The 25,531-nt window shown below is 64.9% G+C and carries 22 protein-coding genes; 13 read left to right on the forward strand and 9 right to left on the reverse strand.

All coding sequences use genetic code 11. The features are described 5' to 3' along the window. Positions 1-55 precede the first annotated feature (55 nt). The 4 genes from CI41S_RS08965 to CI41S_RS08980 all read right to left on the reverse strand — a co-directional run bounded on the left by CI41S_RS08965 (position 56) and on the right by CI41S_RS08980 (position 4,456). The gene (locus CI41S_RS08965) at positions 56-1,921 is read right to left on the reverse strand and encodes an AMP-binding protein (protein WP_139858630.1); all 1,866 of its coding nucleotides are present in this window, start codon (positions 1,919-1,921) and stop codon (positions 56-58) included. A 41-nt stretch (positions 1,922-1,962) separates the two neighbouring features. Next, positions 1,963-2,769 (reverse strand): enoyl-CoA hydratase/isomerase family protein, encoded by an 807-nt coding sequence (locus tag CI41S_RS08970; RefSeq protein WP_139858631.1) that lies wholly within the window; start codon positions 2,767-2,769, stop codon positions 1,963-1,965. A 172-nt stretch (positions 2,770-2,941) separates the two neighbouring features. Continuing rightward, positions 2,942-3,700 (reverse strand): SDR family NAD(P)-dependent oxidoreductase, encoded by a 759-nt coding sequence (locus tag CI41S_RS08975; protein WP_139858632.1) that lies wholly within the window; start codon positions 3,698-3,700, stop codon positions 2,942-2,944. A 93-nt stretch (positions 3,701-3,793) separates the two neighbouring features. Beyond that, positions 3,794-4,456: a TetR family transcriptional regulator gene (locus CI41S_RS08980; protein WP_139487070.1), complete on the reverse strand. Its 663-nt coding sequence runs from the start codon at positions 4,454-4,456 to the stop codon at positions 3,794-3,796. A gap of 157 nt (positions 4,457-4,613) precedes the next feature. Between CI41S_RS08980 and CI41S_RS08985 the strand changes: the two genes are divergently transcribed. After that, entirely contained in the window at positions 4,614-5,786 is a 1,173-nt protein-coding gene (locus CI41S_RS08985) for an acetyl-CoA C-acetyltransferase (protein WP_139858634.1), read from the forward strand. A gap of 144 nt (positions 5,787-5,930) precedes the next feature. After that, entirely contained in the window at positions 5,931-7,475 is a 1,545-nt protein-coding gene (locus CI41S_RS08990; RefSeq protein WP_139858635.1) for an acyl-CoA synthetase, read from the forward strand. Between the two features lie 208 nt (positions 7,476-7,683). On the opposite strand, the gene CI41S_RS08995 is transcribed toward CI41S_RS08990, so the two are convergent. Further along, on the reverse strand, positions 7,684-8,181 hold the full coding sequence (locus CI41S_RS08995) for a hypothetical protein (protein WP_139858636.1): 498 nt from the start codon (positions 8,179-8,181) through the stop codon (positions 7,684-7,686). Positions 8,182-8,350: 169 nt separating this feature from the next. Here CI41S_RS08995 and CI41S_RS09000 point away from each other — a divergent pair, with 169 nt between their 5' ends. The 4 genes from CI41S_RS09000 (at position 8,351) to CI41S_RS09015 (ending at position 12,778) form a co-directional block, all read left to right on the forward strand. Beyond that, on the forward strand, positions 8,351-9,502 hold the full coding sequence (locus tag CI41S_RS09000; protein ID WP_139858637.1) for an alpha/beta fold hydrolase: 1,152 nt from the start codon (positions 8,351-8,353) through the stop codon (positions 9,500-9,502). Positions 9,503-9,572: 70 nt separating this feature from the next. Then, positions 9,573-10,544: an iron exporter MbfA gene (gene mbfA, locus CI41S_RS09005; RefSeq protein WP_139858638.1), complete on the forward strand. Its 972-nt coding sequence runs from the start codon at positions 9,573-9,575 to the stop codon at positions 10,542-10,544. A 292-nt stretch (positions 10,545-10,836) separates the two neighbouring features. After that, the gene (locus tag CI41S_RS09010; protein WP_139858639.1) at positions 10,837-12,309 is read left to right on the forward strand and encodes an amidase; all 1,473 of its coding nucleotides are present in this window, start codon (positions 10,837-10,839) and stop codon (positions 12,307-12,309) included. A gap of 115 nt (positions 12,310-12,424) precedes the next feature. Next, positions 12,425-12,778: a nuclear transport factor 2 family protein gene (locus CI41S_RS09015; protein WP_139858640.1), complete on the forward strand. Its 354-nt coding sequence runs from the start codon at positions 12,425-12,427 to the stop codon at positions 12,776-12,778. A 243-nt stretch (positions 12,779-13,021) separates the two neighbouring features. Here CI41S_RS09015 and CI41S_RS09020 read toward each other — a convergent pair whose 3' ends face one another. Together CI41S_RS09020 and CI41S_RS09025 are read right to left on the reverse strand one after the other, a co-directional pair. Further along, positions 13,022-14,110: a Zn-dependent alcohol dehydrogenase gene (locus CI41S_RS09020; protein WP_139487078.1), complete on the reverse strand. Its 1,089-nt coding sequence runs from the start codon at positions 14,108-14,110 to the stop codon at positions 13,022-13,024. Between the two features lie 195 nt (positions 14,111-14,305). Beyond that, positions 14,306-16,084: an acyl-CoA dehydrogenase family protein gene (locus tag CI41S_RS09025; protein ID WP_139858641.1), complete on the reverse strand. Its 1,779-nt coding sequence runs from the start codon at positions 16,082-16,084 to the stop codon at positions 14,306-14,308. A 71-nt stretch (positions 16,085-16,155) separates the two neighbouring features. On the opposite strand from CI41S_RS09025, the gene CI41S_RS09030 reads away from it, so the two are divergent. Both CI41S_RS09030 and CI41S_RS09035 read left to right on the forward strand, forming a co-directional pair. Further along, on the forward strand, positions 16,156-16,857 hold the full coding sequence (locus CI41S_RS09030) for an SDR family NAD(P)-dependent oxidoreductase (RefSeq protein ID WP_139858642.1): 702 nt from the start codon (positions 16,156-16,158) through the stop codon (positions 16,855-16,857). Between the two features lie 161 nt (positions 16,858-17,018). Then, a complete protein-coding gene (locus tag CI41S_RS09035) occupies positions 17,019-17,849 on the forward strand; it encodes an enoyl-CoA hydratase (RefSeq protein WP_139858643.1) in 831 nt (276 codons plus the stop codon). 247 nt (positions 17,850-18,096) lie between these two features. Here CI41S_RS09035 and CI41S_RS09040 read toward each other — a convergent pair whose 3' ends face one another. Continuing rightward, positions 18,097-18,720: a GNAT family N-acetyltransferase gene (locus CI41S_RS09040; protein WP_139858644.1), complete on the reverse strand. Its 624-nt coding sequence runs from the start codon at positions 18,718-18,720 to the stop codon at positions 18,097-18,099. Positions 18,721-18,787: 67 nt separating this feature from the next. Continuing rightward, complete coding sequence (locus CI41S_RS09045) at positions 18,788-19,006, reverse strand: DUF1127 domain-containing protein (protein WP_172627194.1); 219 nt, start codon at positions 19,004-19,006, stop codon at positions 18,788-18,790. Positions 19,007-19,121: 115 nt separating this feature from the next. Here CI41S_RS09045 and CI41S_RS09050 point away from each other — a divergent pair, with 115 nt between their 5' ends. The 5 genes from CI41S_RS09050 to tcuB all read left to right on the forward strand — a co-directional run bounded on the left by CI41S_RS09050 (position 19,122) and on the right by tcuB (position 25,375). Then, positions 19,122-20,021 carry a transcriptional regulator GcvA gene (locus CI41S_RS09050; RefSeq protein WP_139858645.1) on the forward strand — a complete coding sequence of 300 codons (900 nt, stop codon included), beginning with the start codon at positions 19,122-19,124 and terminating at the stop codon, positions 20,019-20,021. A 184-nt stretch (positions 20,022-20,205) separates the two neighbouring features. Further along, a complete protein-coding gene (gene tcuC, locus CI41S_RS09055; RefSeq protein WP_139858646.1) occupies positions 20,206-21,516 on the forward strand; it encodes an MFS transporter in 1,311 nt (436 codons plus the stop codon). 80 nt (positions 21,517-21,596) lie between these two features. Then, positions 21,597-22,997, forward strand: a complete 1,401-nt coding sequence (tcuA, locus tag CI41S_RS09060; RefSeq protein WP_172627968.1) for an FAD-dependent tricarballylate dehydrogenase TcuA — start codon at positions 21,597-21,599, stop codon at positions 22,995-22,997. Between the two features lie 232 nt (positions 22,998-23,229). Further along, entirely contained in the window at positions 23,230-24,255 is a 1,026-nt protein-coding gene (locus tag CI41S_RS09065) for an alpha/beta hydrolase (RefSeq protein WP_430650012.1), read from the forward strand. A 16-nt stretch (positions 24,256-24,271) separates the two neighbouring features. Beyond that, complete coding sequence (gene tcuB / locus CI41S_RS09070; RefSeq protein WP_139858648.1) at positions 24,272-25,375, forward strand: tricarballylate utilization 4Fe-4S protein TcuB; 1,104 nt, start codon at positions 24,272-24,274, stop codon at positions 25,373-25,375. Positions 25,376-25,531 lie beyond the last annotated feature (156 nt).

Consider the following 25,531-nt stretch of genomic DNA (forward strand, 5'->3'; position numbering starts at 1 on the left):
CTAACCTCTGGATTCCGGGTTCGCGCTTCGCGCGCCCCGGAATGACGTTGCTTTGTCACAGCACGATCACCTCGTCGCAGGGCGCATCCGCGTAGAGCTTCTCGACCAGGTCGGCGCGGCGCTCGAGGCCGGCGCGCTGGTTGATGTAGCCCTTGTCGGTGAGCTCGTTGCCGTCGATCGACGGCGGCTCGACCATCAACATCGCGCGCGCGATGCGCATGCTGCTGCCGGTCGCGGACGCATTGTGGGCCTGCAGGCCCTTTTTGAGGCAGTCGATCACGGCCGGATGCCGGATCACGTCCTCATAGGTCGCATTGGCGTTGCCGACGAGCTGGCGGCAGGCATGCAAATCGGGCCAGCACAACAGGCCGATCGAGCAGCGGTCCTGGCCCGCCACCAGCGCGTCGTGCACCACCGGCGTCGCGGCCGCGATCGCGTCGGTGCGCAGCGAGCCGACGTGAACGAAGGTGCCCGTGGTCAGCTTGAAATCCTCGACCACGCGGCCGGCGAAGATGATGCCCTGCAGCGGGTCCTCGGGGTCGACGAACACGCCGGCATCGCCGATGCAATAAAACCCCTCCTCGTCGAACATTTTTGCGGTGAGGTCGGGCTGGCCGAAATAGCCCGGCGTGACATTGACGCCGCGCAGCCGCAATTCGTATTTCGAGCCGCACGGCACCATCTTCAATTCGACGCCGGGGAACGGCAGGCCGATCAAGCCGACGCGCTCGGTATCCCAATAGGTGCCGGTCGAGGTCGGCGCGGTCTCGGTCGAGCCCCAGCCGGTGTAGAACACGACGCGCTCGCCTGTCGTTTTCACCGCCAGCGCCTGCATGCGGTCGTAGAGATCGTCCGGCAGCCGCGCGCCGCCATAGGCCATGATCGAGAGGTTCTTGAAGAAACTCCGGCACAGCGCCTCATCCTTCTCCATCGCCGCGGCGAGCGCGGCATAACCGGCCGGCACGTTGGCGTAATAGGTCGGCGACACCTCGTGCAGGTTCTTGATGGTCTCCTCGAACTGGCCCGGCATCGGCCGGCCGTCGTCGATATAGAGCGTCCCGCCGTCGACCAGCACCGGATTGAACGCGGCATTGCCGCCCATGGTGTGATTCCACGGCATCCAGTCGAGCACCGTCGAGATCGGGCCACCCGGCTCACGCGGCCGCACCTGCGTCATCATCGCCGCGTTGGCGCACATCATTTCCTGGGTGTTGATGACGGCCTTGGGCATGCCGGTCGAGCCCGACGTGAACAGCAGCTTGCCTACGGTCTTTGGCGTGATCTTCGCAATCGACTGCTCGACCGCGGGCGTCACCGGAGTCGCCGCGAGCTCGGCAAAGGATACGCTCGCGATGCCGTCGCAGGGCCGCAGCACGTGGATAACCGTGATGCCGGTGAGATCGATCGCTCTGAGCGCCTTCTCGAAGGTCGGGCCGTCCTGCACCATCACGACGGCGGGCTTGATCAGGTTGAACAGGTATTTGAGCTTAAGATGGTCCTGGCTCATCAGCGAGTAGGCCGGCGACACCGGCGCGGCCGGCAGCCGCGCCTGCATCGCGGCCTGCGTCAGCAGCGCATGTTCGATCGAATTGCCGGAGAGGATTGCGACCGGTCGGCCTTCGTCGAGACCGAGATCGAGCAGGCCCTGCGTCAGTGCATCGACCGTGCGCTTGGCCTCACCGTAGGACACCTTGCGCCATTGCCGCTCGGGGCCGCCGCGCTGCGCGAGCCAGATTCGCTCCGGCGCCTCGTCAGCCCATTTGGCGAGGGAAGCCGGAATATGCGTCGCATAGGCCTGCAGCGGAATTCGCGACTTCAGCACCACCGTGCCATCGGCGCGCCGCTCCACCGCGATGTCGCGTGCGAGCCAATCCACCTTGCGAAAGGCCGGCCTCGTCAGCATCGCCGCGTCCCCATCCATTTTGCGTCTCCCGGAATTCTTGTCCTTTTGAGGATCTGTTCTCAGCGCCTGATATAGACAGGCTTTCGTTTCTCAAGGAAGGCCCTGATGCCTTCCTGGAAATCCTCCGAGCGGCTGCACAGCACCTGATTGCGATCCTCCATCGCAATCACCGCCTCGATCGAGCCGGCATCGACGCTCATGTTGATGCATTCCTTCGAGAGGCGGAGACCGACCGGCGAGGCCGTCATCATCGCGTCGACGTAAGGATTGGCCGCGGCGTCGAGATCAGCGACCTCGACCACCTCCGACACGAGGCCGACGGCAAGCGCGCGATCCGCATTGATGAAGCGGCCGGTGAGAATCAATTCGGAAGCGACGGAGACGCCGACGAGGCGCGGCAGAAAATAGCTGGTGCCGATGTCGCAGCCGCCGAGCCCGAGCTTGATGAAGGCGCAGTTCATCCGCGCGCCCTTCGCGGCAATCCGGATGTCGGCGGCGAGCGCCAGCGCAAAGCCGCCGCCGGCCGCCGCGCCCTGCACCAGCGCGATGATCGGCTGCGGAGCGCGCCGCATCAGCATCACGATGTCGGCAATGCGGCGCTGCGAGTCCAGCGACTCGGTGACCCCGGGCGGCTCGGTCTGGGTGCCGCGGCGCGCCATCGCGTGCTTGAGGTCGAGCCCGGCACAGAAATTGGCACCGGCGCCCCTCAGCACCACGACGCGGGTGTCGCGGTTGCGCTGCAGGCCCTGGAAATAAACATTGAGTGCATCGATCAGCGACGGATCGAGTGCGTTGAGGCTGTCCGGGCGATTGAGCGTGACCCAATCGACCCCGTCGTGATGTTCGATCAGCAGCGGTTGAGACACGCGTCACTCTCCTGCATCTGCGGATGCGGTGCCCGTTACTGCGCCCTCTCCCCTTGTGGGAGAGGGCATGTGCGGCCGTGCCGCGTGCTCGCTTCGGTGAGGGGTCTGTCTCCGCGGAGAGAACCCCTCATCCGGCGCTTCGCGCCACCTTCTCCCACAAGGGGAGAAGGTACTAACGAGGCGCCATGCGAATCGCGCCGTCGAGGCGGATGGTTTCGCCGTTGAGCATCGCATTCTCGACGATGTGCACGGCGAGTGCGCCGTATTCGTCGGGCTCGCCGAGGCGAGCCGGGTGCGGCACCTGAGCCCCCAAGCTCTTGCGGGCCTCTTCGTTCAGACCCATCAAGAGCGGCGTGAAGAAAATGCCCGGCGCGATGGTGTTGACGCGGATCTTCAGGCTGGCGAGGTCGCGCGCCGCCGGCAGCGTGAGGCCGACGATGCCGCCCTTCGAGGCGGAGTAGGCGATCTGACCGATCTGGCCTTCATAGGCGGCGACGGATGCGGTGTTGATCACGACGCCGCGCTCCTCACCGATGGTCTCGATGGTGGCGGCGCGCTCCGCGAACAGGCGCAGCGCGTTGAAGGTGCCGATCAGATTGACATTGATGATGCGGACGAACTTTTCCAGCGGATAGACGCCGTCCTTGCCGACCACGCGCTGCGAGCCGCCGATGCCGGCGCAGTTCATCAGCACGCGCGCGACGCCGTGGGCGGCTTCCGCCTTGGCGATCGCGGCCTTCATCTGCTCCTCGCTGGTGACGTCGGCGTGCAGCGCGACGCCCTTCACCTCGGCCGCGACCTTATCGGCATTTTCCTTGTTCTGGTCGAGCACGCCGATCCTGGCGCCCTTGGCCGCCATGGCGCGCGCGGTCGCGGCGCCGAGGCCGGAGCCACCGCCGGTGATGAGAACGGCAACGTCTTTCAACTGCATGAGAGATACCTTTCCTTGGGCGTTTCTTCTCTAGACTTGGTTGTGGCGAATGGTGAGTAGCGAATGGCGAGTAGAAGAGGTGACCCCCATTCGCTATTCGCTACTCACCATTCGCAATTCCTTCACTTCAAGCACACCGCCGAAGATCAGCGCTTCCATGTGCTTGATGTAGTCGCGGCAGACCTCGTCGGTGACCGGACCGACGCCGACCGCGCGCGACATCGCGTGGCGGCCGAAGAACAGATGATCGCAGGCGCCGATCAGGCTGGTGTAGAACAGTACCGGATCGATCTTGCGGAACTCGCCGGCCTTGATGCCTTCGGCGAGCAGGCGGCGATGAAAATCCAGCAGCGGCGCGACGAAGAATTTCGACACCTCGTCCGCGGCCTGCGGCGAGCTCTCGTGCAGCAAATAGTGGATCAGCCGGTTCATGTAGGGGAACTGGTGATAGGCGCGGATGATGCCGCCGATATGCAGGCGCAGCTTCGCGCTCGGCGTGATCGGCTGCGCCAGCAGATATTCCAGCTGCGACATCTCGGTGGCGGCATCGCGCGCCAAGAGCGCCAGCAACAGCCCGTCCTTGTTGCCGAAATGGTATTTCACCAGCGCGGCGTTGACCCCGGACTTCTGCGCGATGTCGGACAGCGACACCTCGATCGAGGCGCGCTCGATCATCAGGCCGCTTGCCGCGACCAACAGCTTGTCGGCAGTGGCGTTTTTACTCGCCTGAAGTCTCGTCGGTACGCTGGTATTCAACTGCGCTCTGGTCCCAGGCTCGAATGCGAGGCCGCACATAAGCCCATGGCGGGGCTGCACTCAAGAGTTAATTGATTGATTGACTAAATGCGGGGCCGTCCCTTAAATCCGGCCCAACTTGCAAAACCCCAATCCAGAACATCCAGGGAGATCAGACATGGCCGAGGCATATATCGTCGCCGCCGCTCGCACCGCGGGCGGGCGCAAGGGAGGGCGTCTCGCCGGCTGGCATCCGGCCGACCTGGCCGCGACCGTGCTGGATTCGCTGGTCGAACGCTCCGGCGCCGACCCCGCGCAGATCGAGGACGTGATCATGGGCTGCGTGATGCAGACCGGCGAGCAGTCCACCAACATCGCGCGCAACGCGGTGATGGCCTCGAAACTGCCGGAGAGCGTGCCCGCGACCTCGATCGACCGCCAGTGCGGCTCCTCGCAGCAGGCGCTGCACTTCGCGGCGCAAGCGGTGATGTCCGGCACCATGGACTGCGTGATCGCCGCCGGCGTGGAATCGATGACCCGCGTGCCGATGGGCCTCGCCTCGCAGCTCCCCGCCAAGAACGGTTTTGGCCATTACAAGAGCCCGGGAATCGAGGCGAAATACCCCAACATCATCTTCAGCCAGTTCACCGGCGCCGAGATGATGGCCGAGAAGTATGGCCTGTCGAAGGATGAGCTCGACGAATATTCCTACCAGAGCCATCAGCGCGCGATCGCGGCCACGCAAGCCGGCCACTTCAAGGACGAGATCGTGCCGGTGCAGATCACCCGCGCCGACGGCTCGACCGACACCCACTACATCGACGAAGGCATCCGCTTCGACGCCAGCCTCGACGGCATCAAGGGCGTCAAGCTGATCGCCGAGAACGGCAAGCTGACCGCGGCGAGCGCCAGCCAGATCTGCGACGGCGCCTCCGGCGTGATGGTGGTCAACGAGAAGGGCCTCAAGGCGCTCGGCGTCAAGCCGATGGCGCGGATCCATCACATGACCATGATCGGCCATGATCCCGTGATCATGCTCGAAGCCCCGCTGCCCGCCACCGAACGCGCGCTGAAGAAGGCCGGCATGTCGATCGACGACATCGACCTGTTCGAGGTCAACGAAGCCTTCGCCTCGGTGCCGACCGCGTGGCTGAAGACCACCGGCGCCGATCCGGCCAAGCTCAACGTCAATGGCGGCGCGATCGCGCTCGGCCATCCGCTCGGCGGCAGCGGCACCAAGCTGATGACGACGCTGCTCAACGCATTGAAACAGCGCAACAAGCGCTACGGCCTGCAGACCATGTGCGAAGGCGGCGGCATGGCCAATGTGACCATCGTCGAGCGGCTGTAAAGTCGCGCGAATAGCGACTGGCGAATAGCGAATAGAGGAAGCAACAAGGAGCCGCGGACAGCGAGTAGCGGGTGGCGAATAGAGGAACACGGAAGATGTCCCTATTCGCCATTCGCTACTCGCTATTCGCGTGCGGAGAGCCCGATGACCCATCCGTCCATCCACGCCCGCACCACGCCCGACAAGATCGCCTACCAGATGGCGGGCACCGGCAAGGCCATCACCTATCGCGAACTCGACGAGCTCTCGAACCAGGGCGCGCATTTGTTCCGCTCGCTCGGCCTGAAGGCCGGCGACCACATTGCGCTGCTGATGGAAAACCGCCTCGCCTTCATGGAGCTGTGCTGGGCGGCGCAGCGCTCGGGGCTCTATTACACCGCGATCAGCCGTTATCTGACCGAGGATGAGATCGCCTACATCGTCAAGGACTGCGGCGCGAAGGTGTTCATCACCACGCCGCACTGCGCCGACAAGGTGAAGGGGCTGATCAAGGGCGAACTAGGCGAGCCGCTGTTCTACATGATGGACGAGCCCGAGCCCGGCTTTCGCTCCTACGACAAGGAAGCGGCTGCGCAGCCGACAACGCCGATCGCCGACGAGGTCGCCGGCTACGACATGCTGTACTCCTCAGGCACCACCGGGCGGCCCAAGGGCATCAAGAGGCAGTTCGAGGGCAACAGGATCGACGTGCCGAACCCATTCCTGCGGGTGCTGTGCGCCGACATGTGCGGGATGAATGCCGACACGATCTATCTGTCGCCGGCGCCGCTCTATCACGCGGCTCCGCTGCGCTTCAACATGATGGCCACCGTGCTCGGCGGCACCTCCATCATCATGGAGCATTTCGACGCCGAGGAATTTTTAAAGCAGGTCGAGCAGCGCAAGGTGACGCAGTCGCAGCTGGTGCCGACCATGTTCGTGCGCATGCTGAAGCTGCCCGACGAGGTGCGGACCCGCTACGACGTCTCCTCGCTGAAGGGGGCGATCCACGCCGCGGCGCCCTGCCCGGTCGACGTCAAGGCGAAGATGATCGAGTGGTGGGGACCGATCCTGATCGAGTATTACGCCGGCTCCGAAGGCAACGGCGTCACGGTTTCGACCTCGCAGCAGTGGCTGGCGCATCGCGGCACCGTCGGCCGCGCCGTGGTCGGGAAGGTCAAGATTTTGGACGAGAACGACGAGGAGGCGCCGACGGGACAGATCGGCCAGGTCTATTTCGCCGACGCACCTGTTTTCGCCTATCACAACGATCCGGAGAAGACCGAGAAGGCCTATAACGCAAAAGGCTGGTCGACGCTCGGCGACGTCGGCTATCTCGACGACGAGGGCTTTCTCTACCTCACCGACCGCAAGAGCTACATGATCATCTCCGGCGGCGTGAACATCTATCCGCAGGAGACCGAGGACGTGCTGATCACGCATCCCACGGTCGCCGACGTCGCGGTGTTCGGCGTACCGAACGAGGAGATGGGCGAGGAGGTCAAGGCCGTGGTGCAGCCGCACGACATGGCCAAGGCCGGCCGGGACCTCGAGGCCGAGCTGATCGCGTTCTGCCGACAGCATCTGTCGCCGATCAAGTGCCCGAAGAGCATCGACTTCGAGGCCGAACTGCCGCGGACACCGACCGGGAAACTGGTGAAGCGGCACTTGCGCGACCGCTATTGGCCGAAGGCTCCCGCCAAAGCCTAGCTGCCCGCCCACCCCTGAAAGGGGTGTGCGGCCAAAATGCCGAAAAACAACCCCATGCAAAGTAGCCGGCGCGGCCGGCGTTCGACGAGGCAGCTGTCCGATCAGGCCGCTTGACACGTCGGGCAACTCACCAGTATTCTTCCAATATTCCGAAATTGCGCATGCCCAAGGGAGGGTCTGCAGGCCGCGCTTCCTCATGTGTCCAGCGCTATAGCGACGCCGCCGGCTCGCACGCGGCCGATGCCGCTGCGTGCAGATGCAATTGGCCGCGCTGGCCGGAGGCGGTGGTGGTCCACTGCGCATCGATGTTTTGCAGATCATCCGACAGGTTGCCGCGATGGCTGCCGCCGGTCTCGAATGATCCGTTACCTTCCGGCGACATTTCGAAGATCTCGACCTGCAGATCGGGCTGCCTGACGAACATCCGCACCTTGATCTTGGTGACGTGACGGCCGACCTGATACGCGCCGCAGCCGAACGCTTCCGCGGTCTGCTCGTTGCGGGCGCGCACCTGATCGAAGGTCACGACGACGTTCTGCACCGTGTTGTCGCCATCCCACAGGAACTCGCCGATATAGGCGCGCGGCAGCCTTTCGGTGAGGTCCTTGAGGTCGGCGGCTTGGACGGCCGGGATCAGCAACAGGCTTGCAGCCGCGATCGCCAGACCGAGGCGCAAGATCAGGTTTGCGAACATGGCGTGGCGCATCGGCATGTATCCCGTGAACAAAGTTGCTATCGTCATTCGATAAGATTGGAGCCGCTCGAACGTGCTCCGGCTTGTCCGTCGCGACAAGGCTGGCATAGGTACATCCGGGCGCCGCGCGTTTTCAGTCAACTGCGCGGCATCTGCGATGATGTTGAATCAGGTGGTTATGATGGAAACGCTTCCCGACGTCCCGCTCCCCGCAACCATCCGCTCGCGTTATGTCGACGGCATCAACGGCCTGCGCATGCATGTGCTGGAGGCGGGTTTCGAGACGGCGGGCCGGCCCTGCCTGTTGCTGCTGCACGGCTTTCCGGAGCTGGCGTTTTCCTGGCGCAAGGTGATGCCGGCGTTGGCCGCTGCCGGCTATCACGTGATCGCGCCGGACCAGCGCGGCTATGGCCGCACGACGGGATGGAACGCCGACTATGACGGCGATCTCACGCCATTCCGCCTGCCCAACATGGTCCGCGACGCGCTCGGGCTGGTGGCGGCGTTCGGCTACCGGCATGTCGATGCGGTGATCGGGCACGATGCCGGCTCGTCGGTCGCGGCGTGGTGCGCGCTGATCCGGCCCGACGTGTTCCGTGCGGTGGCGATGATGAGCGCGCCGTTCGCAGGACCGCCGCCGCTGCCGTTCAACACGGCGAACGAGCCGAGGAAGCCAAGGTCCGAAGATCCCGTGCATCGCGAGCTCGCGGCGCTGCCGCGGCCGCGCAAGCATTACCAATGGTACTATTCGACGCGCCCGGCCAATGCCGATATGCATCGCGCGCCGCAGGGCGTGCACGATTTTCTGCGCGCCTACTATCACCATAAGAGTGCGGACTGGGCGAACAACAAGCCATATCCGCTGCAGTCATGGTCGGCGGGCGAGCTGGCAAAACTGCCGACCTACTACGTGATGGATCTCGCCAAGGACATGGCGGCGACCGTCGCCGAGGAGATGCCGTCACGCGAGGCGATCGCCGCCAACACTTGGCTGCCGGATCATGAGCTTGCCTATTACAGCGCCGAGTATCAGCGCACCGGTTTTCAGGGCGGGCTGCAATGGTATCGCTGCGGCACTTCGGGCGCGTTCGTGCCCGAATTGCAGACCTGGGGCGGCCGCACCATCGATCAGCCGTCCGCCTTCACCTCCGGCAAGCAGGATTGGGGCACCTATCAGCGCCCCGGCGTGTTCGAGGCGATGCAGACCAAGGCGTGCACCAAAATGATCGGCTGCCATCTGGTCGACGGCGCCGGCCATTGGGTGCAACAGGAGCAGCCGGCCGAGGTCAGCCGCCTGCTGCTCAAATTCCTGCGCGAAGCCGGGACGAATTGATTCTTACGAGCGGGCGGCCTATAGTTTAGAACTATTCTAATTCTAAACTAGACTGCCGAAGGCGCCAGCCGTGAAGAATTTTGCCGATCTGACCGAGCGCGAGGTGCTCGCGGTCGCGATTGCCTCCGAGGAGGAGGACAGCCGCATCTACATGAGTTTCGCCGAGGACCTCGCGGCACGCTATCCGGATACCGCAAAGATCTTCGAGGAAATGGCCGAAGAGGAGCGCGGCCATCGTCACCGGCTGCTCGCCCTCTATGAACAGCGCTTCGGCCCGCACCTGCCGCCGATCCGGCGCGAGGACGTGAAGGGTTTCTTGCGCCGGCGCCCGATCTGGCTGACCAAAAACCTGCCGCTCGACACCATCCGCAAGGAAGTCGAGACCATGGAGCTGGAGGCCGAGCGGTTCTACGCCAAGGCCGCCGAGAAGGCCGAGGATGTCGGTGTGCGCCGGCTGCTCGGCGATCTCGCCGAAGAGGAGAAGCACCACGAGAACCTCGCGGTGAAACTCACCGGCGACATCCTCAAGCCCGATGTGCGCGCTGAGGAAGACCGCACGCGGCGGCGGATGTTCGTGCTGCAATACGTGCAGCCCGGCCTCGCCGGCCTGATGGACGGTTCGGTCTCGACGCTGGCGCCGTTGTTCGCGGCTGCCTTCGCCACGCATCAGAACTGGCAGACGTTTCTCGTTGGCCTTGCCGCCTCGATCGGCGCCGGCATCAGCATGGGCTTTGCCGAGGCGCTGTCCGACGACGGCTCGCTGACCGGGCGCGGCTCGCCTTGGCTGCGCGGCCTGACCTGCGGATTGATGACGACGCTGGGCGGCTTGGGCCACACCATTCCGTATCTCGTGCCCGATGCCTGGCCGAATGCGTTCTGGATCGCGACCGCGATCGCCGGCGTCGTCGTGTTCTTCGAATTGTGGGCGATCGCCTTCATCCGCGCGCGCTACATGGATACGCCGTTTTTGCAGGCGGTGTTCCAGATCGTGCTCGGCGGCGCGATCGTGCTCGGCGTCGGGATTCTGATCGGCGCGGCGTGACACTTCCCCCTCTCCCCGTTCTTACGGGGAGAGGGTTGGGGTGAGGGGCTCTCTCCACGCAGCAGACTCGCGGTGAGTCCCCCTCACCCGGATCACATTCCGCTTCGCTGCATGCGATCCGACCTCTCCCCGCAGGCGGGGCGAGGTAAGCGTGCGCCGCTTGCGAAAAGCAATTCCGATCAAACGCGGCCTCCTTGTTGCGACTACAACCGCGACCGCCTGCACGCGCAACGCTTGCGGGCAACAGACAAAACTGCGCATCATCATGCCAACAACAAACCGGGAGCACGCCGTGGCCAGATCGCAATGGAGTTTCAAGACCGCCGTCGAACTGTCGGAGGCGCTGCGCAACAAGCAGGTTTCGGCGGTCGAGCTCGCGGAAGATGCGATCGGCCGGATCGAGCGTCACGACGGCAAGGTCAACGCGATCTGCGCGCGCGATTTCGAGCGCGGCCTCGCCGCGGCACGCGCAGCCGACGCCGCGATCGCGCGCGGCGAGCACAGGCCGCTCACCGGCATTCCCATCACGGTGAAGGAATCCTACAACATTGCGGGACTGCCGACGACCTGGGGCTTCCCGCCGCACAAGGATTTTACGCCGACCGAGGACTCGCTGCCGGTGACGCGGGTGAAGGACGCCGGCGGCGTGATCATCGGCAAGACCAACGTGCCGGTCGGGCTCGCCGACTGGCAGAGCTACAACGAGATCTACGGCACCACCAACAACCCCTACGATCTCGGCCGCACGCCGGGCGGCTCCTCCGGCGGCTCGTCGGCGGCGCTGGCCGCGGGCTACGGCGCGCTGTCGCTCGGCTCCGACATCGGCGGCTCATTGCGCGTGCCGGCGTTTCATTGCGGCGTCTATGCGCACAAGCCGACCTTCGGCCTCGTGGCGTCGCGCGGCCACACCGCGCCGCCGGCGGTCCCGATCATCTACGAGCGCGACCTCGCGGTGATCGGCCCGATGGCGCGCGGCGCGGCCGACCTGTCGCTGCTGCTCGACGTGATGGCCGGTCCCGATCCGCTCGATATGGGCAAGGCCTTCAAGCTCGAACTGCCGGCGCCGCGCCACGCCAGCCTGAAGGATTTCCGCATTCTCGTCATCGACACCGATCCGGTGCTGCCGACCGACAAGGCGGTGCGCGGCACCATCGACAAGCTCGCCAGCCATCTCGACAAGGCCGGCGCGAAAATCTCGCGCACGAGCCCGCTGTTGCCGGATTTCGCGGCGTCGTCGCGGCTCTATATGCGGATGCTGCTGTCGTTTCTCGCCGCCACGTTTCCGCCTGACGTCTATGCCGGCGCCTGCGCGGCGGCTGCCTTGCTGCCGGCTACTGACACCAGCCTGCAGGCCGAGCGGCTGCGCGGCATTGCGCTGAGCCATCGCGACTGGGTGCAGGCGACGTTCGCACGTTCGCGGCTGCGCGCGCAATGGCGAGAGTTCTTCAACTCCTTCGACGCGGTGATCTGCCCGCTCATGCCGACACCGGCCTATCCGCACGATCATGCGCCCGACCAGGAGCAGCGGAGAATCCTGATCGACGGCGAACCGCACATCTATACCGACCAGCTGGCGTGGCCCGGCATCGCCACCCTGCCCGGCCTGCCCGCAACCGCAATCCCGACCGGCTTTGCGCCGGATGGATTGCCGGTGGGCGTGCAGATCGTCGGGCCGTGGCTGGAGGACCGCACACCGCTAAAACTCGCCGAGCTGATCGAGCGCGAGTTTGGCGGATTCGTGCCGCCGAAGATGTTTGATGATTGAATGAGGGTAGCACCGTCATTGCGAGCGAAGCGAAGCAATCCATCCATCCAATATGCGGTACCATGGATTGCTTCGCTGCGCTCGCAATGACGCGAGGAGAGACAGGGAGAAACCAATGAGCAAAGACCTCGAGGAGCTGACAAAACTCAACAAGGATTACGTCGACTCGGTGCAGAACTGCGACGTCAAGCGCTTCGACGAAATTTTGGCGCAGGATTTTTATTGCAGCAATCCCGACAAGAGCCTGGTCGACCGCGCGGCGTTCCTGAAGCAGACCGCGATCCCGGTGAAGATCAAGAACCTGAAGGCCGAGGACGTCAAGATCCGCATCCTCGGCGATTTCGCCATCATCCACGCCAAGACCAGCTATCTCAACGCCGACGGCGAGCAGGCCTATGGCCGCTACACCGATTGCTGGGCCAGGCAGGACGGCAAATGGCTGGCGGTGTCGGCGCACGTCGCGCGGTGAGGCCTTCACCTCTCCCCGCGCTTTGCGGGGAGAGGTCAACGCCGGAGCGCAGCGCAGGCGGCGGGTGAGGGGCAAGGCGAGATGCCCCCGCGGATGCGAACTGTCCGAATCGTGTGAGTCGGAGCGATATTTAACGCGGCAAGATCGTGCCTCGCCCCTCCCCCGGATCGCGCCGGACAATGCTGCGCATTGCCGGGGCGATCCGACCTCTCCCCGCAAAGCGCGGGGAGAGGTGAAGGAACGTCAGCTGTCGAACATGATCACGCTGCGCAGGGTCTTGCCGGCTTTCATGTTGGCAAAACCTTCGTTGATCTCGGACAGTTTCAGCTTGGCCGAGATCCAGTCTTCCAGATGCAGCTTGCCGCGCATGTAGAAATCGACCAGGCGCGGCATGTCGACGCGGAAGTGGTTGGAGCCCATCGACGAGCCCTGAATCCTGCGCTCGCGCAGGAAGTCGAAGCCGTGCAGCTCGATCTTCTGGCCGAACGGGATCATGCCGACGATGGTCGCGGTGCCGCCCGGCGCCAGCATGCCGAACGCCTGCTCGGCGGTGTCCTTGCGTCCCAGCACCTCGAAGGAATGCTGCACGCCGCCGCCGGTGAGCTCGCGCACCTGCTGCACGACGTCGCCGCGCGCGGGGTCGACGATGTCGGTGGCCCCTAACTTGGTGGCGAGCTGCAGCTTGGCCGGGTTGGTGTCGATCGCGATGATGCGGCCGGCGCCGGCGATCTGCGCGCCGTTGATAGCGGCCATGCCGACGCCGCCGCAGCCGATCACCGCCACGGTCTCGCCGGCGGTGACCTTCGCGGTGTTGACCACCGCGCCATAGCCAGTGATGACGCCGCAGCCGATCAGCGCGGCGAGGTCGAGCGGCATCTCCTTCTTGATCTTCACGATGGCATTCTCGTGCACCAGCATCTGCTCGGCGAAGGACGACAAATTGAGGAACTGATGCAGCTTCTCCGACCTGTTCCAGGACATGCGGTTGGAGGCGCCCGGCAGCATCTTCACCGTGGTGTCGGTGCACAGCACGGTGCGGCCGGTGGTGCAATTGTCGCAAGTGCCGCAGAACACCGAGAGACAAGTGACGACGTGATCGCCGGGCTTCACATAGTTGACGTCGGAGCCGACCTTCTCGACCACGCCGGCCGATTCATGGCCGAGCACGGCCGGCAGCGGGTGCGGATACAGCCCTTCCATGAAGTGCAGATCGGAGTGGCAGAGGCCGGCGACCGCGGTGCGGATCAGGACCTCGCGCGGCCCCGGATTGGGCAGGCTGACATCCTCGATCATCAGCGGCTTGTTGACTTCATGCAGGACGGCGGCCTTCATCGGGTTTCCTCTCGGGTTTATTATTGTGCACGCTCTCCACCTCTCCCGGAGGGAGAGGTCGGAGCGCATCGAAGATGCGGTCCGGGTGAGGGGGTTAGGTCTATCGATAGGGCGCAACCCCTCACCCGGATCGCTAGCGCGATCCGACCTCTCCCCTTGGGAGAGGTGAGATTGCGCAAGCGGCTCGAGATCAGCCTACGCTGCGACGAGCAATTCGCCAACCTCGGCCATGCCGACGGCGCGATCGCCGAGCAGATGCTCGGTCATCGTGCGCTGAACGGAATTTTCCGTGAGCTGGAACGGATCGCCCGGCATCACGCGGTGGTCGATCACCATCCGCGACAGCAGCAGCCGGCGCGCATCGCCGCGCATCTCGTGGATGCGGCCGGCCTCCCAGGCGAGCGCCACTGCGCTTGCGACATTGTAGAGCAGGCTGGTGGCGTGCCGCGCGTCACCCTCATTGTCGATACGGCTTGCGACTTCGCGCGCGAAGGTAACGGCGCGGTCGCTGAGATCGCGCAACCTGTTGCGCCACACCTCGGGCACATTGGCGCTGTCGTCGAGCCGCGCATGCAGGTCGGCGGCGAGCGCAGCGTCGGCGCCGTGGCGGCCGACCGCGCGCTTCAGCGCATCGATCGCGACGATGTTGCCGGTACCTTCCCAGATCGAGCCGAGATGCGCATCGCGCAACAGCCGCGGCGTGACGAATTCCTCGATGTAGCCGATGCCGCCGCGCATCTCCATCGCATCGCCGCAGACCTTGCGGGCGTCGCGGGTGGCGCGGAATTTCAAGGTCGGGGTCAGGATGCGGAGCAGCGCCGCGGCATCCTGGCTGCCGGCCTCGGCGCGGTCGAGCGCATCGGCGGTGAGAAAGCTCATCGACAGCGCCTGCTCGGTCGGCAGCAGGATCTTCATCAGCTGCCGCCGCGCCAGCGGCAGATCGATGATGCGCTGACCGAACACCACGCGATTTCGCGCCACCGTGATCGCATCATGCCAGGCGCGGCGCATCAGCGCGGTCGACTTCACGCCGTTGGACAGCCGCGATGAGTTCACCATTTCGGCCATCTGGACAAAGCCGCGGTCGAGCTTGCCGACGGCATAGGCGATCGCGCCGTCGAGCTTGATCTCGCCCGAGGCCATCGAGCGGGTGCCGAGCTTGTCCTTCAGCCGCACGATCCGGTAGTGGTTCTGCGAACCATCGTCGAGAAAGCGCGGCATCAGGAACAGGCCGACGCCGCTTGTGCCCGGACCCGCGCCCTCGGGGCGCGCCAGCAGCATCACCACCTTGGCGTCGGCATTCGAGCAGAACCACTTTTCGCCGTAGAGCCGCCAGTGGTCGCCCTCCCGCACCGCGCGCGTGGTCAGCGTGCCGACGTCGGAGCCGCCTTCCTTCTCGGTCATGAACTGGCCGCCCTGCGTCAGCTTGCTCATGTCGGTCTGGGTCAGGCCGTCGAGATATTTTGCCTTCAGCGCCTCGCTGCCGAAATTCGCCAGCAGCTTTGCGCAGCCGTCGGTGACGTTGATCGGACAGCCCATGCCGAATTCGGTCTGGTTGAACAGGAAGGTGAAGGCGTGTTTCGCAACCACGGGATATTTGTCCGGCCAGCCCATGATGCCCTTGCGGATCGACAGCGCGTGAATGCCGAACTCGCCGAACGCCGCCTTCTCGATCTCGCGATAGGCCGGATGGTATTCGATGTGCTGGACGTCGCGGCCGAACTTGTCGCGCTGGTGCAGGACCGGCGTGTGGCGATCGGCAAGCCGCGCGCATTCGTCGAGATAGCCGCCGGCGAGGCCACCGAGCCGGTCGAGATGCGGCTCGATATGGCGGAACAAGGCGTCGGGCAGATGCAGCTTCAGCAGATCGGTCAGCGCCGGATCAGCCCGATAGAAGTTCATTCCCGTCGTATCGGGGGCCAACAATCCCGGCTGGCTGGCCGAAGATGAAAAATCTTGCTTGAGTGGCTGCATTGAATTCCCGGCTGCGTTCCTCATGTTTTCAGACAAGACTATCCTCCCCCGGCTGAGCAAAGGAAAGCCCAATGGACATCCCAAAATACAAGATCGCCCTGATCGTCGGCGCCGGCGAAGGGCTGAGCGCCTCGCTGGCGCGGCTATTTTCGCGGGAGGGAATTCGTGTGGCGCTGGCTGCGCGCAGCATCGAGAAGCTCGGCGCGCTCTGCACCGAGACCGACGCGCGCGCCTATGCCTGCGATGCCACCAAGGCTGACGATGTCGAGCGCCTGTTCGGCCTCGTCGAGCGCGAGATCGGGACGCCCGATGTCGTGGTGTACAACGCCAGCGGCCGCTCGCGCGGGCCGTTCGTCGAGCTGGTGCCGTCGGAGGTTGAGCGGGCGATCGCGGTGTCGGCGTTCGGCGGCTTCCTGGTGGCGCAGGAGGCGGCGAAGCGCATGCTGCCCAGCAAGAAGGGCGCGATCCTGCTCACCGGCGCCTCCGCCAGCGTGAAGGGCTATGCGCAGTCGGCGCCGTTCGCGATGGGCAAGTTCGCGCTGCGCGGGCTGGCGCAGAGCATGGCGCGCGAATTATCGCCGCAAGGCATTCATGTCGCGCATTTCGTGATCGACGGCGGCATCCGCAGCGCGGCGCGCACCGAGCCCGCCGACCGGCCGGATTCGATGCTCGATCCCGATGCGATCGCGCTGAGCTACTGGAACGTGCTGCAGCAGCCGCGCAGCGCCTGGACCTGGGAGCTGGAGCTGCGGCCTTGGGTCGAGAAGTTTTGAGATGACGAGGATCATGCATAAGCTTAGACTTGAAAACTGAATCCGCCGCGTCCGTCATTGCGAGCGGAGCGAAGCAATCCATGTCTCCACAAGCGGAGATATGGATTGCTTCGTCGCTCCGCTCCTCGCAATGACGGCAAGAACCGGCATGGGGAGAAAACATGACCAACGAAATCAAGATCGAAACCGGCACCGACGAACTGCTCTGCGTGATCCGCGACCGCGTCGCCATCATCACGCTGAACCGCCCCGACGCCCGCAACTCGCTGTCGGATACGCTGACGCCGGCGCTGCGGACGATGATCAGGACCTGCGGCGAGAACCCCGAGGTCGGCGTGCTGCTGCTCACCGGTGCCGGCAAGGCGTTCTGTGCCGGCGGCAACGTCAAGGGCATGGGCGCGCATCGCGACCCGAAGAAGCTGGAGATGTCCTACGAGGACAAGGTCGCGGACCTGCAGGAGCGCCAGCGCCTGCTCACCGGCGCGCTGGCCTCGGTGCGCAAGCCGACCATCGCCGCGCTGCCCGGCCCCGCGGTCGGCGCCGGCCTTGCGATCGCGATGGCCTGCGACATCAGGATCGCGGCGCAATCCGCCTTCATCTCGACCGGCTACCTGCGCGTGGCGCTGAGCGGCGACTACGGCATCGCCTGGCTGCTGACGCGGCTGGTCGGCACCTCGCGCGCCCGTGAACTGATGTTCACCTCCGAGAAGGTCGATGCCGCAAGATGCGAGCAGATCGGCCTCGTCAACCGCGTGGTGCCGGACGAGACGCTGCAGGACGAGGCGTTTGCGCTGGCCAAATCGATCGCCGAGGGCCCGACGTTGGCGCTGCGCTACATGAAGGACAATCTCGACGAGGCCTTGCAGTTCGACTTCGCCACCGCGCGCGACCACGAGGCCGAGCGGCTGGTCCGCCTCACCACGACCGCCGATCACAAAGAAGCGGTGCAGGCGTTCATCGACAAGCGCAAGCCGGTGTTCCGGGGTAATTGAGCCTCCGCACACACAATCGTCATTGCCGGGCTTGACCCGGCAATGCAAAGGAATTCTTGCTTGATGGATGCGCGGGTCAAGCCCGCGCATGACGTTCTGTAGCCCGGATGGAGCGCAGCGTAATCCGGGAAACTGCTTCAGCGGAGAGACTGATCCCGGATTGCGCTTCGCTTCATCCGGGCTACGGGACTGAAGTTAGCAAAGAAAAAGGCCCGGTTCTGGGGAGGCCAGAACCGGGCCAGTCAAGTCAAACCGCAAGCGAGGACATCGCGGCCGAGCGGGATACGGCGGCAAGCCGCCAGCTGGCACAGGGAATGTCTTGCGGTTCGACGTGGATCTCTTTTGCAAAGCGCACCAGCTTCCAGTCGCCGGGGCTCGCGGTGAAGGCGTAGCCGGACTTGCGGGCAAGGCCTATCATGGTCGCGTTGGAACGCAGCGTGTCGCCAAACATGCGCTCGGCTCCGAGGGACGCCGCGCGGCATTCGAGATTGTTCAGCAGCGCCTTGCCAATGCCGAGGCCTTGCCACCGGTCATCGATCGACAGGCCGAACTCGACGCTCGACGTATCGGCATGGAAGGCATAGCGGGCTTCGCCGACGATGGTCTCGAAACCATCGACCAGCATCGTCGCGACCACCGTGAACCGGTCAGCCTCGCCGACATGGAGAAAACGCTCGAGCTCCGACTTCGGCAGCTCGCTCAGCGCGCCCAGGAAGCGGCTGTATCGGGACCCCGCGGAGAGCGAGCGGATGTAGTTCTGCAGCTCCTCGCGGTCGCGCGGCTCGACGAAACGCACCCGGATCTCGCGGCCGTCCCTGGCGCGCAGCACGTCGGAATATTGCTTGAGATCGTCGAGATGCAGCGCAGTCATGACACGCTCCTCGGGTGAAAATTGACCGGCGCCCCTCGATCGAGGCGGCGCCGGCAGTGGCGGCCCATCAGGCCCGCCAGAACGGCTTTTCGGTTTCGAAAGCCACGTCGCTCCGGGACACCCCGATGTCGTGCAGGTCGCGGTCCGACCACTGCGACAGCTCGCGGCGGCGCTCATAGCGCTCCCACCAGACGTGCAGGGTGTCGCTGACCTGGTTCAAAAGACCCGAGACATGAACATGAGGGGCATGATGATTTGTCATCGATTCATGCGTGAAAATGGACATTTGCGGCTCCTGTCGGTAACCTGTTGGCTGTAATATCTGCCTGGCCAGCGCTTTCCACAAACGACACTTTGTACCGTTTCGCATGAATTAAAATCATGAATTAGGTCCCCTGGAAATGACCAGCCGACTGCCTTCGCTGAACGGCCTGCGGGCGTTCGAGGCCGCCGCGCGGCACATGAGCTTTACGCTGGCGGCGTCCGAGCTGAACGTGACGCAGACCGCGATCAGCCATCAGATCCGCCGGCTGGAGGAAGAACTCGGCGTGCGGCTGTTCGTGCGCCAGAACCGCTCGCTGAGCCTGACGCCGGAGGCCGCCGAATACCTTCCCGGCGTCCGCGCCGCGTTCAACGATTTGCGGCTGGCGACCGACCGCCTGCTGCGCCGGGACGACGATCACGTGCTGACGGTGTCGACGCTGGCCTCGCTCGCGGCCAAATGGCTGCTGCCGCGGCTGGCCGCCTTCCAGGAGGCGCATCCCGGCATCGATGTCCGCATCACCACCTCGACCACCCTGGTCGATTTCCAGCGCGACAAGGTCGACGCCGCGATCCGCTACGGCCGCGGCCAGTGGGCCGGCCTGCGTGCCGACTGGCTGATGGCGGATGAGCTATTTCCGGTGTGCAGCCCGTCGCTGCTGCAGGGAAGCAAGCCGCTGCAGACCCCGCAGGACCTGCGAGACCATGTGCTACTGCATACCAGTGGCGCCAACAGCGACGACTGGCGGCTGTGGCTGACCGCGGCCGGACTGCCCGCCGACATTTCCAAGCAGCCCGGCGTCACCTTCGACCTGCAGTTCGTGACCATTCAGGCCGCGATCGACGGAATCGGCATCGCGATGGGCCGCACCTCCTATGTGCAGGACGACATCGCCAAGGGCCGTCTCGTGGTTCCCTTCAAGATCACGATGCCGGCCGACGCCGGCTTCTATCTGGTCTCACCCCAGGGACGGGCGGATTCGCCGAAACTTGCGGCATTCCGCGGCTGGCTCGGCAACGCGGCGCACGCGACGTCCTGATCCGGGCGCGGCGCAGGCTGCCGCGGCGCGACTTTCTCCTACGGCGTTTTTCGCATGGCTCCGGCCCAGTTTCGGGTTGGTGGCGCCGGACAGGCGTGCCAAATTGTCGCACATGGCAGGCTAACTGCCTTGGCCGGCGAGACAATTTCCGCCGGCCATTGCGCCACGGGGAGGAATTGACGTTATGCCGCAGTCGAGTTCATCGCAAACACCGCAAATCAAATCGCGCCTCGGCGCCATCCTGCGCGCGACCAGCGGCAATTTCCTCGAGCAATTCGACTTCTTCCTGTTCGGCTTCTATGCGCCGCTGATTGCCAAGGCGTTCTTCCCCTCAGAGAACGAGACCGCAGCGCTGCTCAACGCGTTCGGCGTGTTCTGGCTCGGCGCCCTGATGCGCCCGGTCGGCGCCGTCGTGCTCGGCGCCTACATCGACAAGATCGGCCGCCGCAAGGGCCTCATCGTGACGCTGTCGATCATGGCTGTCGGCACCGTGGTGATCGCGATCTGTCCGACCTATGCGACGATCGGCATTGCCGCGCCGATCATCGTGTTGATCGCCCGGCTGCTGCAGGGCTTCTCCGCCGGCGTCGAGCTCGGCGGCGTCTCGGTCTATCTCGCGGAGATCGCGACGCCCGGCAACCGCGGCTTCTACACCTCGTTCCAGTCGGCGAGCCAGCAGGTCGCGATCTTCGTCGCCTCGATCCTCGGCTTCGTGCTGAGCGAGAGCATGCCGGCCGAAACCGTCGCGGCCTGGGGCTGGCGCATCCCGTTCTTCGTCGGCTGCCTGATCATCCCGGTGATCTTCTTCCTGCGCCGCACGCTGGAGGAGACCCCGGCGTTCCTGGCGATGAAGAAGCATCCGACCGCAAGCGAGGCGTTCGCTTCGGCGCTGGCGAACTGGCGGATCATCATCCTGGGCATGATGATCGCGGTGCTCACCACGACGACATTCTACTTCGTCACGGTGTATACGCCGACCTTCGGCAAGACCGTGTTGAAGCTGTCGACACAGGATGCGCTGCTGGTGACGCTGCTGGTCGCGGTCACCAACTTCATCTGGAATCCGGTCGGCGGCGCGGTCTCCGACCGGCTCGGCCGCAAGCCGGTTCTGCTGGCGATCGCGGGCCTGTCCTTCGTGACGGCCTATCCGGCGCTGCACTGGCTGGTGACCAATCCGAGCTTCGGCAAGATGCTGGCGGTCGAGATGATGTTCTCGTTCTATTTCGGCGTCTACAGCGGCACCATGCTGGGCTGCCTGGTCGAAATCGTGCCGGCGCATGTCCGCACCACCAGCTTCTCGCTGGCCTTTGCGCTGGCGGCCGGGCTGTTCGGCACCTTCACGCCGTTCGCCTCGACCTGGCTGATCCAGCACACCGGCGACAAGGCTTCGCCCTGCTACTGGCTGATGTTCGGCGCCGCGCTCGGCATCGCCGCGGCGCTGATCGTCTATCGCGGCGGCCAGACCATCGAGCAGCGCGAGCCGGTTGCGGCCTGATCGTCTGCATTGCAATCGGGGCAGGCCGACCGCCTGCCCCGGCATGTTGCTTTCCATGCCAACAACGATAACAAGAGCGCATGGTTGATCTGACGCGCAGGTTCGACGTGCTGGTGATCGGCGGCGGCAACGCCGCCCTTTGCGCTGCGATCTCTGCGCGCCGCGCCGGCGCCTCGGTGCTGGTGCTGGAAGGCGCGCCAAAGTTCTACCGCGGCGGCAATACCCGACATACGCGCAACATGCGCTGCGCCCATGATGCAGCGACCGAGATCCTCACCGGCCCCTACACCGAGGAGGAGTTCTGGAAGGATTTGCTGCTGGTGACCGGCGGCCAGACCGACGAGGAACTGGCCCGCTTCATGATCCACGAATCCAAGGACATTTTGAACTGGATCGTCGAGCAGGGCGTGCGCTGGCAGCCCTCGCTCGGCGGCACGCTGAGCCTCGGCCGCACCAACTCGTTCTTCCTCGGCGGCGGCCGGGCGATGTTGAACGCGCTGTACCGCACGGCGGAGGAGCTCGGCGTCGATGTGCTCTACGATGCCGAGGTGATCGATCTCAAGATCGAGGACGGCATGTTCCTTTCGGCTGCGCTGAAGCAGCCGGTCGGCGGCAAGACCGAGGTGCGCGCCTCGACGCTGGTTGCGGCCGCCGGCGGCTTCGAGGCCAACATCGAGTGGCTGAAGCAATATTGGGGCGAGGCCGCCGACAATTTCCTGATCCGCGGCACGCCCTATAACCGCGGCGCGATCCTCAAGATGCTGCTCGCCAAGGGCGTGCAGGAGATCGGCGACCCCACGCAGTGCCATGCGGTGGCGATCGACGCCCGCGCGCCGAAATTCGACGGCGGCATCATCACGCGCCATGACTCCGTCGTGTTCGGCATCGTCGTCAACAAGCACGCCGAGCGCTTCTACGACGAGGGCGAGGACATCTGGCCGAAGCGCTACGCGATCTGGGGCCGCCTGGTCGCGGCGCAGCCGGACCAGATCGCCTATATCATCTTCGATTCCACCGTCGTGACCAGCTTCATGCCGACGCTGTTTCCGCCGATCGCCGGTGCAACGATCGCCGAGCTGGCCGGCAAGCTCGAGCTCGATGCAGGCGCGCTGGAAAAGACCATCACCGAATTCAATGCCGCGGTGCAGCCGGGTACGTTCGATCACACCATCCTCGACGACTGCGCGACCCAAGGCATCACGCCGCCGAAGACGCATTGGGCGCGCAAGATCGACACACCGCCCTACCTCGCCTACCCGGTGCGGCCCGGCATCACCTTCACCTATCTCGGCACCCGCGTGAACAGAGAGGCGCGGATGCTGATGAAGGACGGCAAGCCCTCCGCCAACATGTTCGCCGCCGGTGAGATCATGGCCGGCAACGTGCTCGGCAAGGGCTACGCCGCCGGCATGGGCATGACCATCGGCAGCGTGTTCGGCCGCGTCGCCGGGCGGGAAGCGGCGAAGAATGCGCGGAACTAGCACCGCGGACTTTTCACCTCGCCCCGCTCTTGTCCGCCGAAGCCCGCCTTCGGGCGAAGGCGGATGCGGGGAGAGGTCGGATCGCATCGCAGATGCGATCCGGGTGAGGGGGAGTCTCCAAGAGCACGGTGCTCGGAGAGCTCCCCTCATCCCGACCCTTCTCAGAGCGAGCTTCGCTCGTCTCGTCCCCGCACGCGGGGAGAAGGGGAAGATCGGAGGATAGATGTCGCGAATGACACTTGCTGCTGCGGCGGCCGCTCTGATGGCTTCGACGTGCGCCCACGCCGCCGAACCGATCGCGCTGCGCGACATGGGCTCGTTCCATGTCGGCGGCCGCCTCGTCGAGATCACGGGCAAGCCGGTGAAGGAGGTCACCTTCACGCCGGGCGGTGTGCCGGCCAAGGTCGATCCGAACGGCACCTACCAGGTCGAGCAGATGTACGTGCAGTACTTCCTGCCGCAGAACGAGAAGGGCGCCTATCCGCTGCTGCTGTGGCACGGCGGCGGGCTGACCGGCGTCACTTATGAGACGACGCCTGATGGCCGCGAGGGCTGGCTGACCTATTTTTTGCGCAAGGGCTGGAGCGTCTACAATTCCGACGCCGTCGAGCGCGGCCGCGCCGGCTGGGCGCAATACCCCGACATCTTCAAGGGCGAGCCGGTATTCCTCACCACCGCCAATCCGTTCGAGCGCTTTCGCATCGGCGATGGCCCCGGCTCCTACGATCCCGATCCGGCAAAGCGCCGGCTGATGCCCGGCAGCCAGTTCCCGAACGAAGGCTACGAGAATTTCGTCAAGCAGAACGTGCCGCGCTGGACCACGACCGATGACGCGGCGATCGCCGCCTACATCGCCGAGATCGACCGCGTCGGCCCCTGCATCATCCTGTTCCAGAGCCAGGCCGGCAGCTTCGGCTTCAAGGTGGCACAGGCGCGCCCCGACAAGGTGAAGGCGCTGATCGCGATCGAACCGGCCGGTGTCGGCGATCCCGCCAAGGTCGAAAGCTTGAAGAACATCCCGACGCTGATGGTCTATGGCGACTACATCGAGCGCGACTCGCGCTGGCCGAAGATTCGCGCCACCGGCGTCGCCTTTGCCGATGCGATCCGCGCTGCCGGCGGCAGCGTCGACATCGTCGACCTGCCGAAGGCCGGCATCAAGGGCAATTCGCACATGATCATGATGGACAAGAACAATGCCGAGGTCGCCGGCCTGATCCAGACGTGGCTGGAAGGCAAGGGACTGACCAAAAAATAGCAGGATACATAGGGCGATGCACGGGACGAGGATCTTGCAGGAAGCCGACCGTCTGATGACGGTGTGCAATTCCTGCCGCTATTGCGAGGGCCTGTGCGCGGTGTTTCCCGCGATGGAGATGCGCCGCGCCTTCTCCGACGGCGACCTCAATTATCTCGCCAATCTCTGCCATGCCTGCGGCGCTTGCTACACCGACTGCCAGTTCTCGCCGCCGCACGAGTTCAACGTCAATGTGCCGAAGACGCTGGCGGTAGCGCGCGCCGAGTCCTATGCCGCCTATGCCTGGCCGCGGGCCTTTGCCGGCGCGTTCGCTCGCAACGGCCTCGTCATCAGCCTGATCGCGGCGCTCAGCGTCGCCGGCTTCATCTTCGGCTTTGCCGCGGTCAACGACCGCGGCGTGCTCACTGGCATCCATACCGGGCCCGGCGCGTTCTACAAATTGATGCCGCACAATGCGATGGCGCTGCTGTTCGGCGCGGCCCTGCTCTACGCGATCCTCGCACTGGTGATGGGCGTGCGCGCGTTCTGGCGCGACATCGGCGAACCCGTCGGCATGACGACGAACGCAAAATCGCTGCTGCAGGCAATCCGCGACGCCGGCGAGCTGCGCTACCTCGACGGCGGCGGCGTTGGCTGCTTCAACGAGGACGACCAGCCCACCGATCGCCGCAAGCTCTATCACCACCTTACCTTCTACGGCTTTGCACTGTGCTTTGCGGCAACCTGCGTCGGCACGCTGTACCATTATCTGCTGGCGCGCGAGGCGCCTTACGCGTGGTGGGATTTGCCGGTCGTGCTCGGCACGCTCGGCGGCATCGGGCTCGTGATCGGCCCGATCGGCCTGCTCGCGGAGAAATGGAGGCGCGACCGCGTGCTGGTCGACGAGCAGCACATGGGCATGGACACCGCGTTCATCGTGATGCTGTTCCTGACCAGCATCACCGGGCTGGCGCTGCTGCTCTGGCGCGAGAGTAGCGCGATGGGCCCGCTGCTGGCGCTGCATCTCGGTGTGGTGTTCGCGCTGTTCATCACCATGCCCTATGGAAAATTCGTGCACGGCATCTACCGCTTCGTCGCGCTGGTACGCTACGCGCGGGAGCGGCAGATGATGGCGGAGTGAACGGCAGGGTGGGTTAGCGCAGCGTAACCCACCGCGCTTGTCCGCGGCGCGAGACGGTGGTTTACGCTGCGCTAACCCACCCTACGGCATCCGACGCCCTTCCCAGTCATTGCGAGCCAACGGGTCGCGCGAACGCGCGCCCGATGACAGGCTTCA

Source organism: Bradyrhizobium ivorense (assembly GCF_900696085.1).
GTDB classification, from domain to species: domain Bacteria; phylum Pseudomonadota; class Alphaproteobacteria; order Rhizobiales; family Xanthobacteraceae; genus Bradyrhizobium; species Bradyrhizobium ivorense.

Excerpts from the sequence above, each read along its gene's own strand:
- CI41S_RS09050 (WP_139858645.1), top strand. The coding sequence starts at position 19,122 with ATGACCAGCCGACTGCCTTCGCTGAACGGCCTGCGGGCGTTCGAGGCC.
- CI41S_RS08975 (WP_139858632.1), bottom strand. The coding sequence starts at position 3,700 with ATGCAGTTGAAAGACGTTGCCGTTCTCATCACCGGCGGTGGCTCCGGC.
- CI41S_RS09025 (WP_139858641.1), bottom strand. The coding sequence starts at position 16,084 with ATGCAGCCACTCAAGCAAGATTTTTCATCTTCGGCCAGCCAGCCGGGA.
- CI41S_RS09040 (WP_139858644.1), bottom strand. The coding sequence starts at position 18,720 with ATGACTGCGCTGCATCTCGACGATCTCAAGCAATATTCCGACGTGCTG.
- CI41S_RS09065 (WP_430650012.1), top strand. The coding sequence starts at position 23,230 with ATGACACTTGCTGCTGCGGCGGCCGCTCTGATGGCTTCGACGTGCGCC.
- CI41S_RS08985 (WP_139858634.1), top strand. The coding sequence starts at position 4,614 with ATGGCCGAGGCATATATCGTCGCCGCCGCTCGCACCGCGGGCGGGCGC.
- CI41S_RS08990 (WP_139858635.1), top strand. The coding sequence starts at position 5,931 with ATGACCCATCCGTCCATCCACGCCCGCACCACGCCCGACAAGATCGCC.
- CI41S_RS09015 (WP_139858640.1), top strand. The coding sequence starts at position 12,425 with ATGAGCAAAGACCTCGAGGAGCTGACAAAACTCAACAAGGATTACGTC.
- CI41S_RS09030 (WP_139858642.1), top strand. The coding sequence starts at position 16,156 with ATGGACATCCCAAAATACAAGATCGCCCTGATCGTCGGCGCCGGCGAA.
- CI41S_RS09035 (WP_139858643.1), top strand. The coding sequence starts at position 17,019 with ATGACCAACGAAATCAAGATCGAAACCGGCACCGACGAACTGCTCTGC.
- tcuB (WP_139858648.1), top strand. The coding sequence starts at position 24,272 with ATGCACGGGACGAGGATCTTGCAGGAAGCCGACCGTCTGATGACGGTG.
- CI41S_RS08965 (WP_139858630.1), bottom strand. The coding sequence starts at position 1,921 with ATGGATGGGGACGCGGCGATGCTGACGAGGCCGGCCTTTCGCAAGGTG.
- CI41S_RS09000 (WP_139858637.1), top strand. The coding sequence starts at position 8,351 with ATGGAAACGCTTCCCGACGTCCCGCTCCCCGCAACCATCCGCTCGCGT.
- CI41S_RS09020 (WP_139487078.1), bottom strand. The coding sequence starts at position 14,110 with ATGAAGGCCGCCGTCCTGCATGAAGTCAACAAGCCGCTGATGATCGAG.
- tcuC (WP_139858646.1), top strand. The coding sequence starts at position 20,206 with ATGCCGCAGTCGAGTTCATCGCAAACACCGCAAATCAAATCGCGCCTC.
- CI41S_RS09045 (WP_172627194.1), bottom strand. The coding sequence starts at position 19,006 with ATGTCCATTTTCACGCATGAATCGATGACAAATCATCATGCCCCTCAT.
- CI41S_RS08995 (WP_139858636.1), bottom strand. The coding sequence starts at position 8,181 with ATGCGCCACGCCATGTTCGCAAACCTGATCTTGCGCCTCGGTCTGGCG.
- tcuA (WP_172627968.1), top strand. The coding sequence starts at position 21,597 with ATGGTTGATCTGACGCGCAGGTTCGACGTGCTGGTGATCGGCGGCGGC.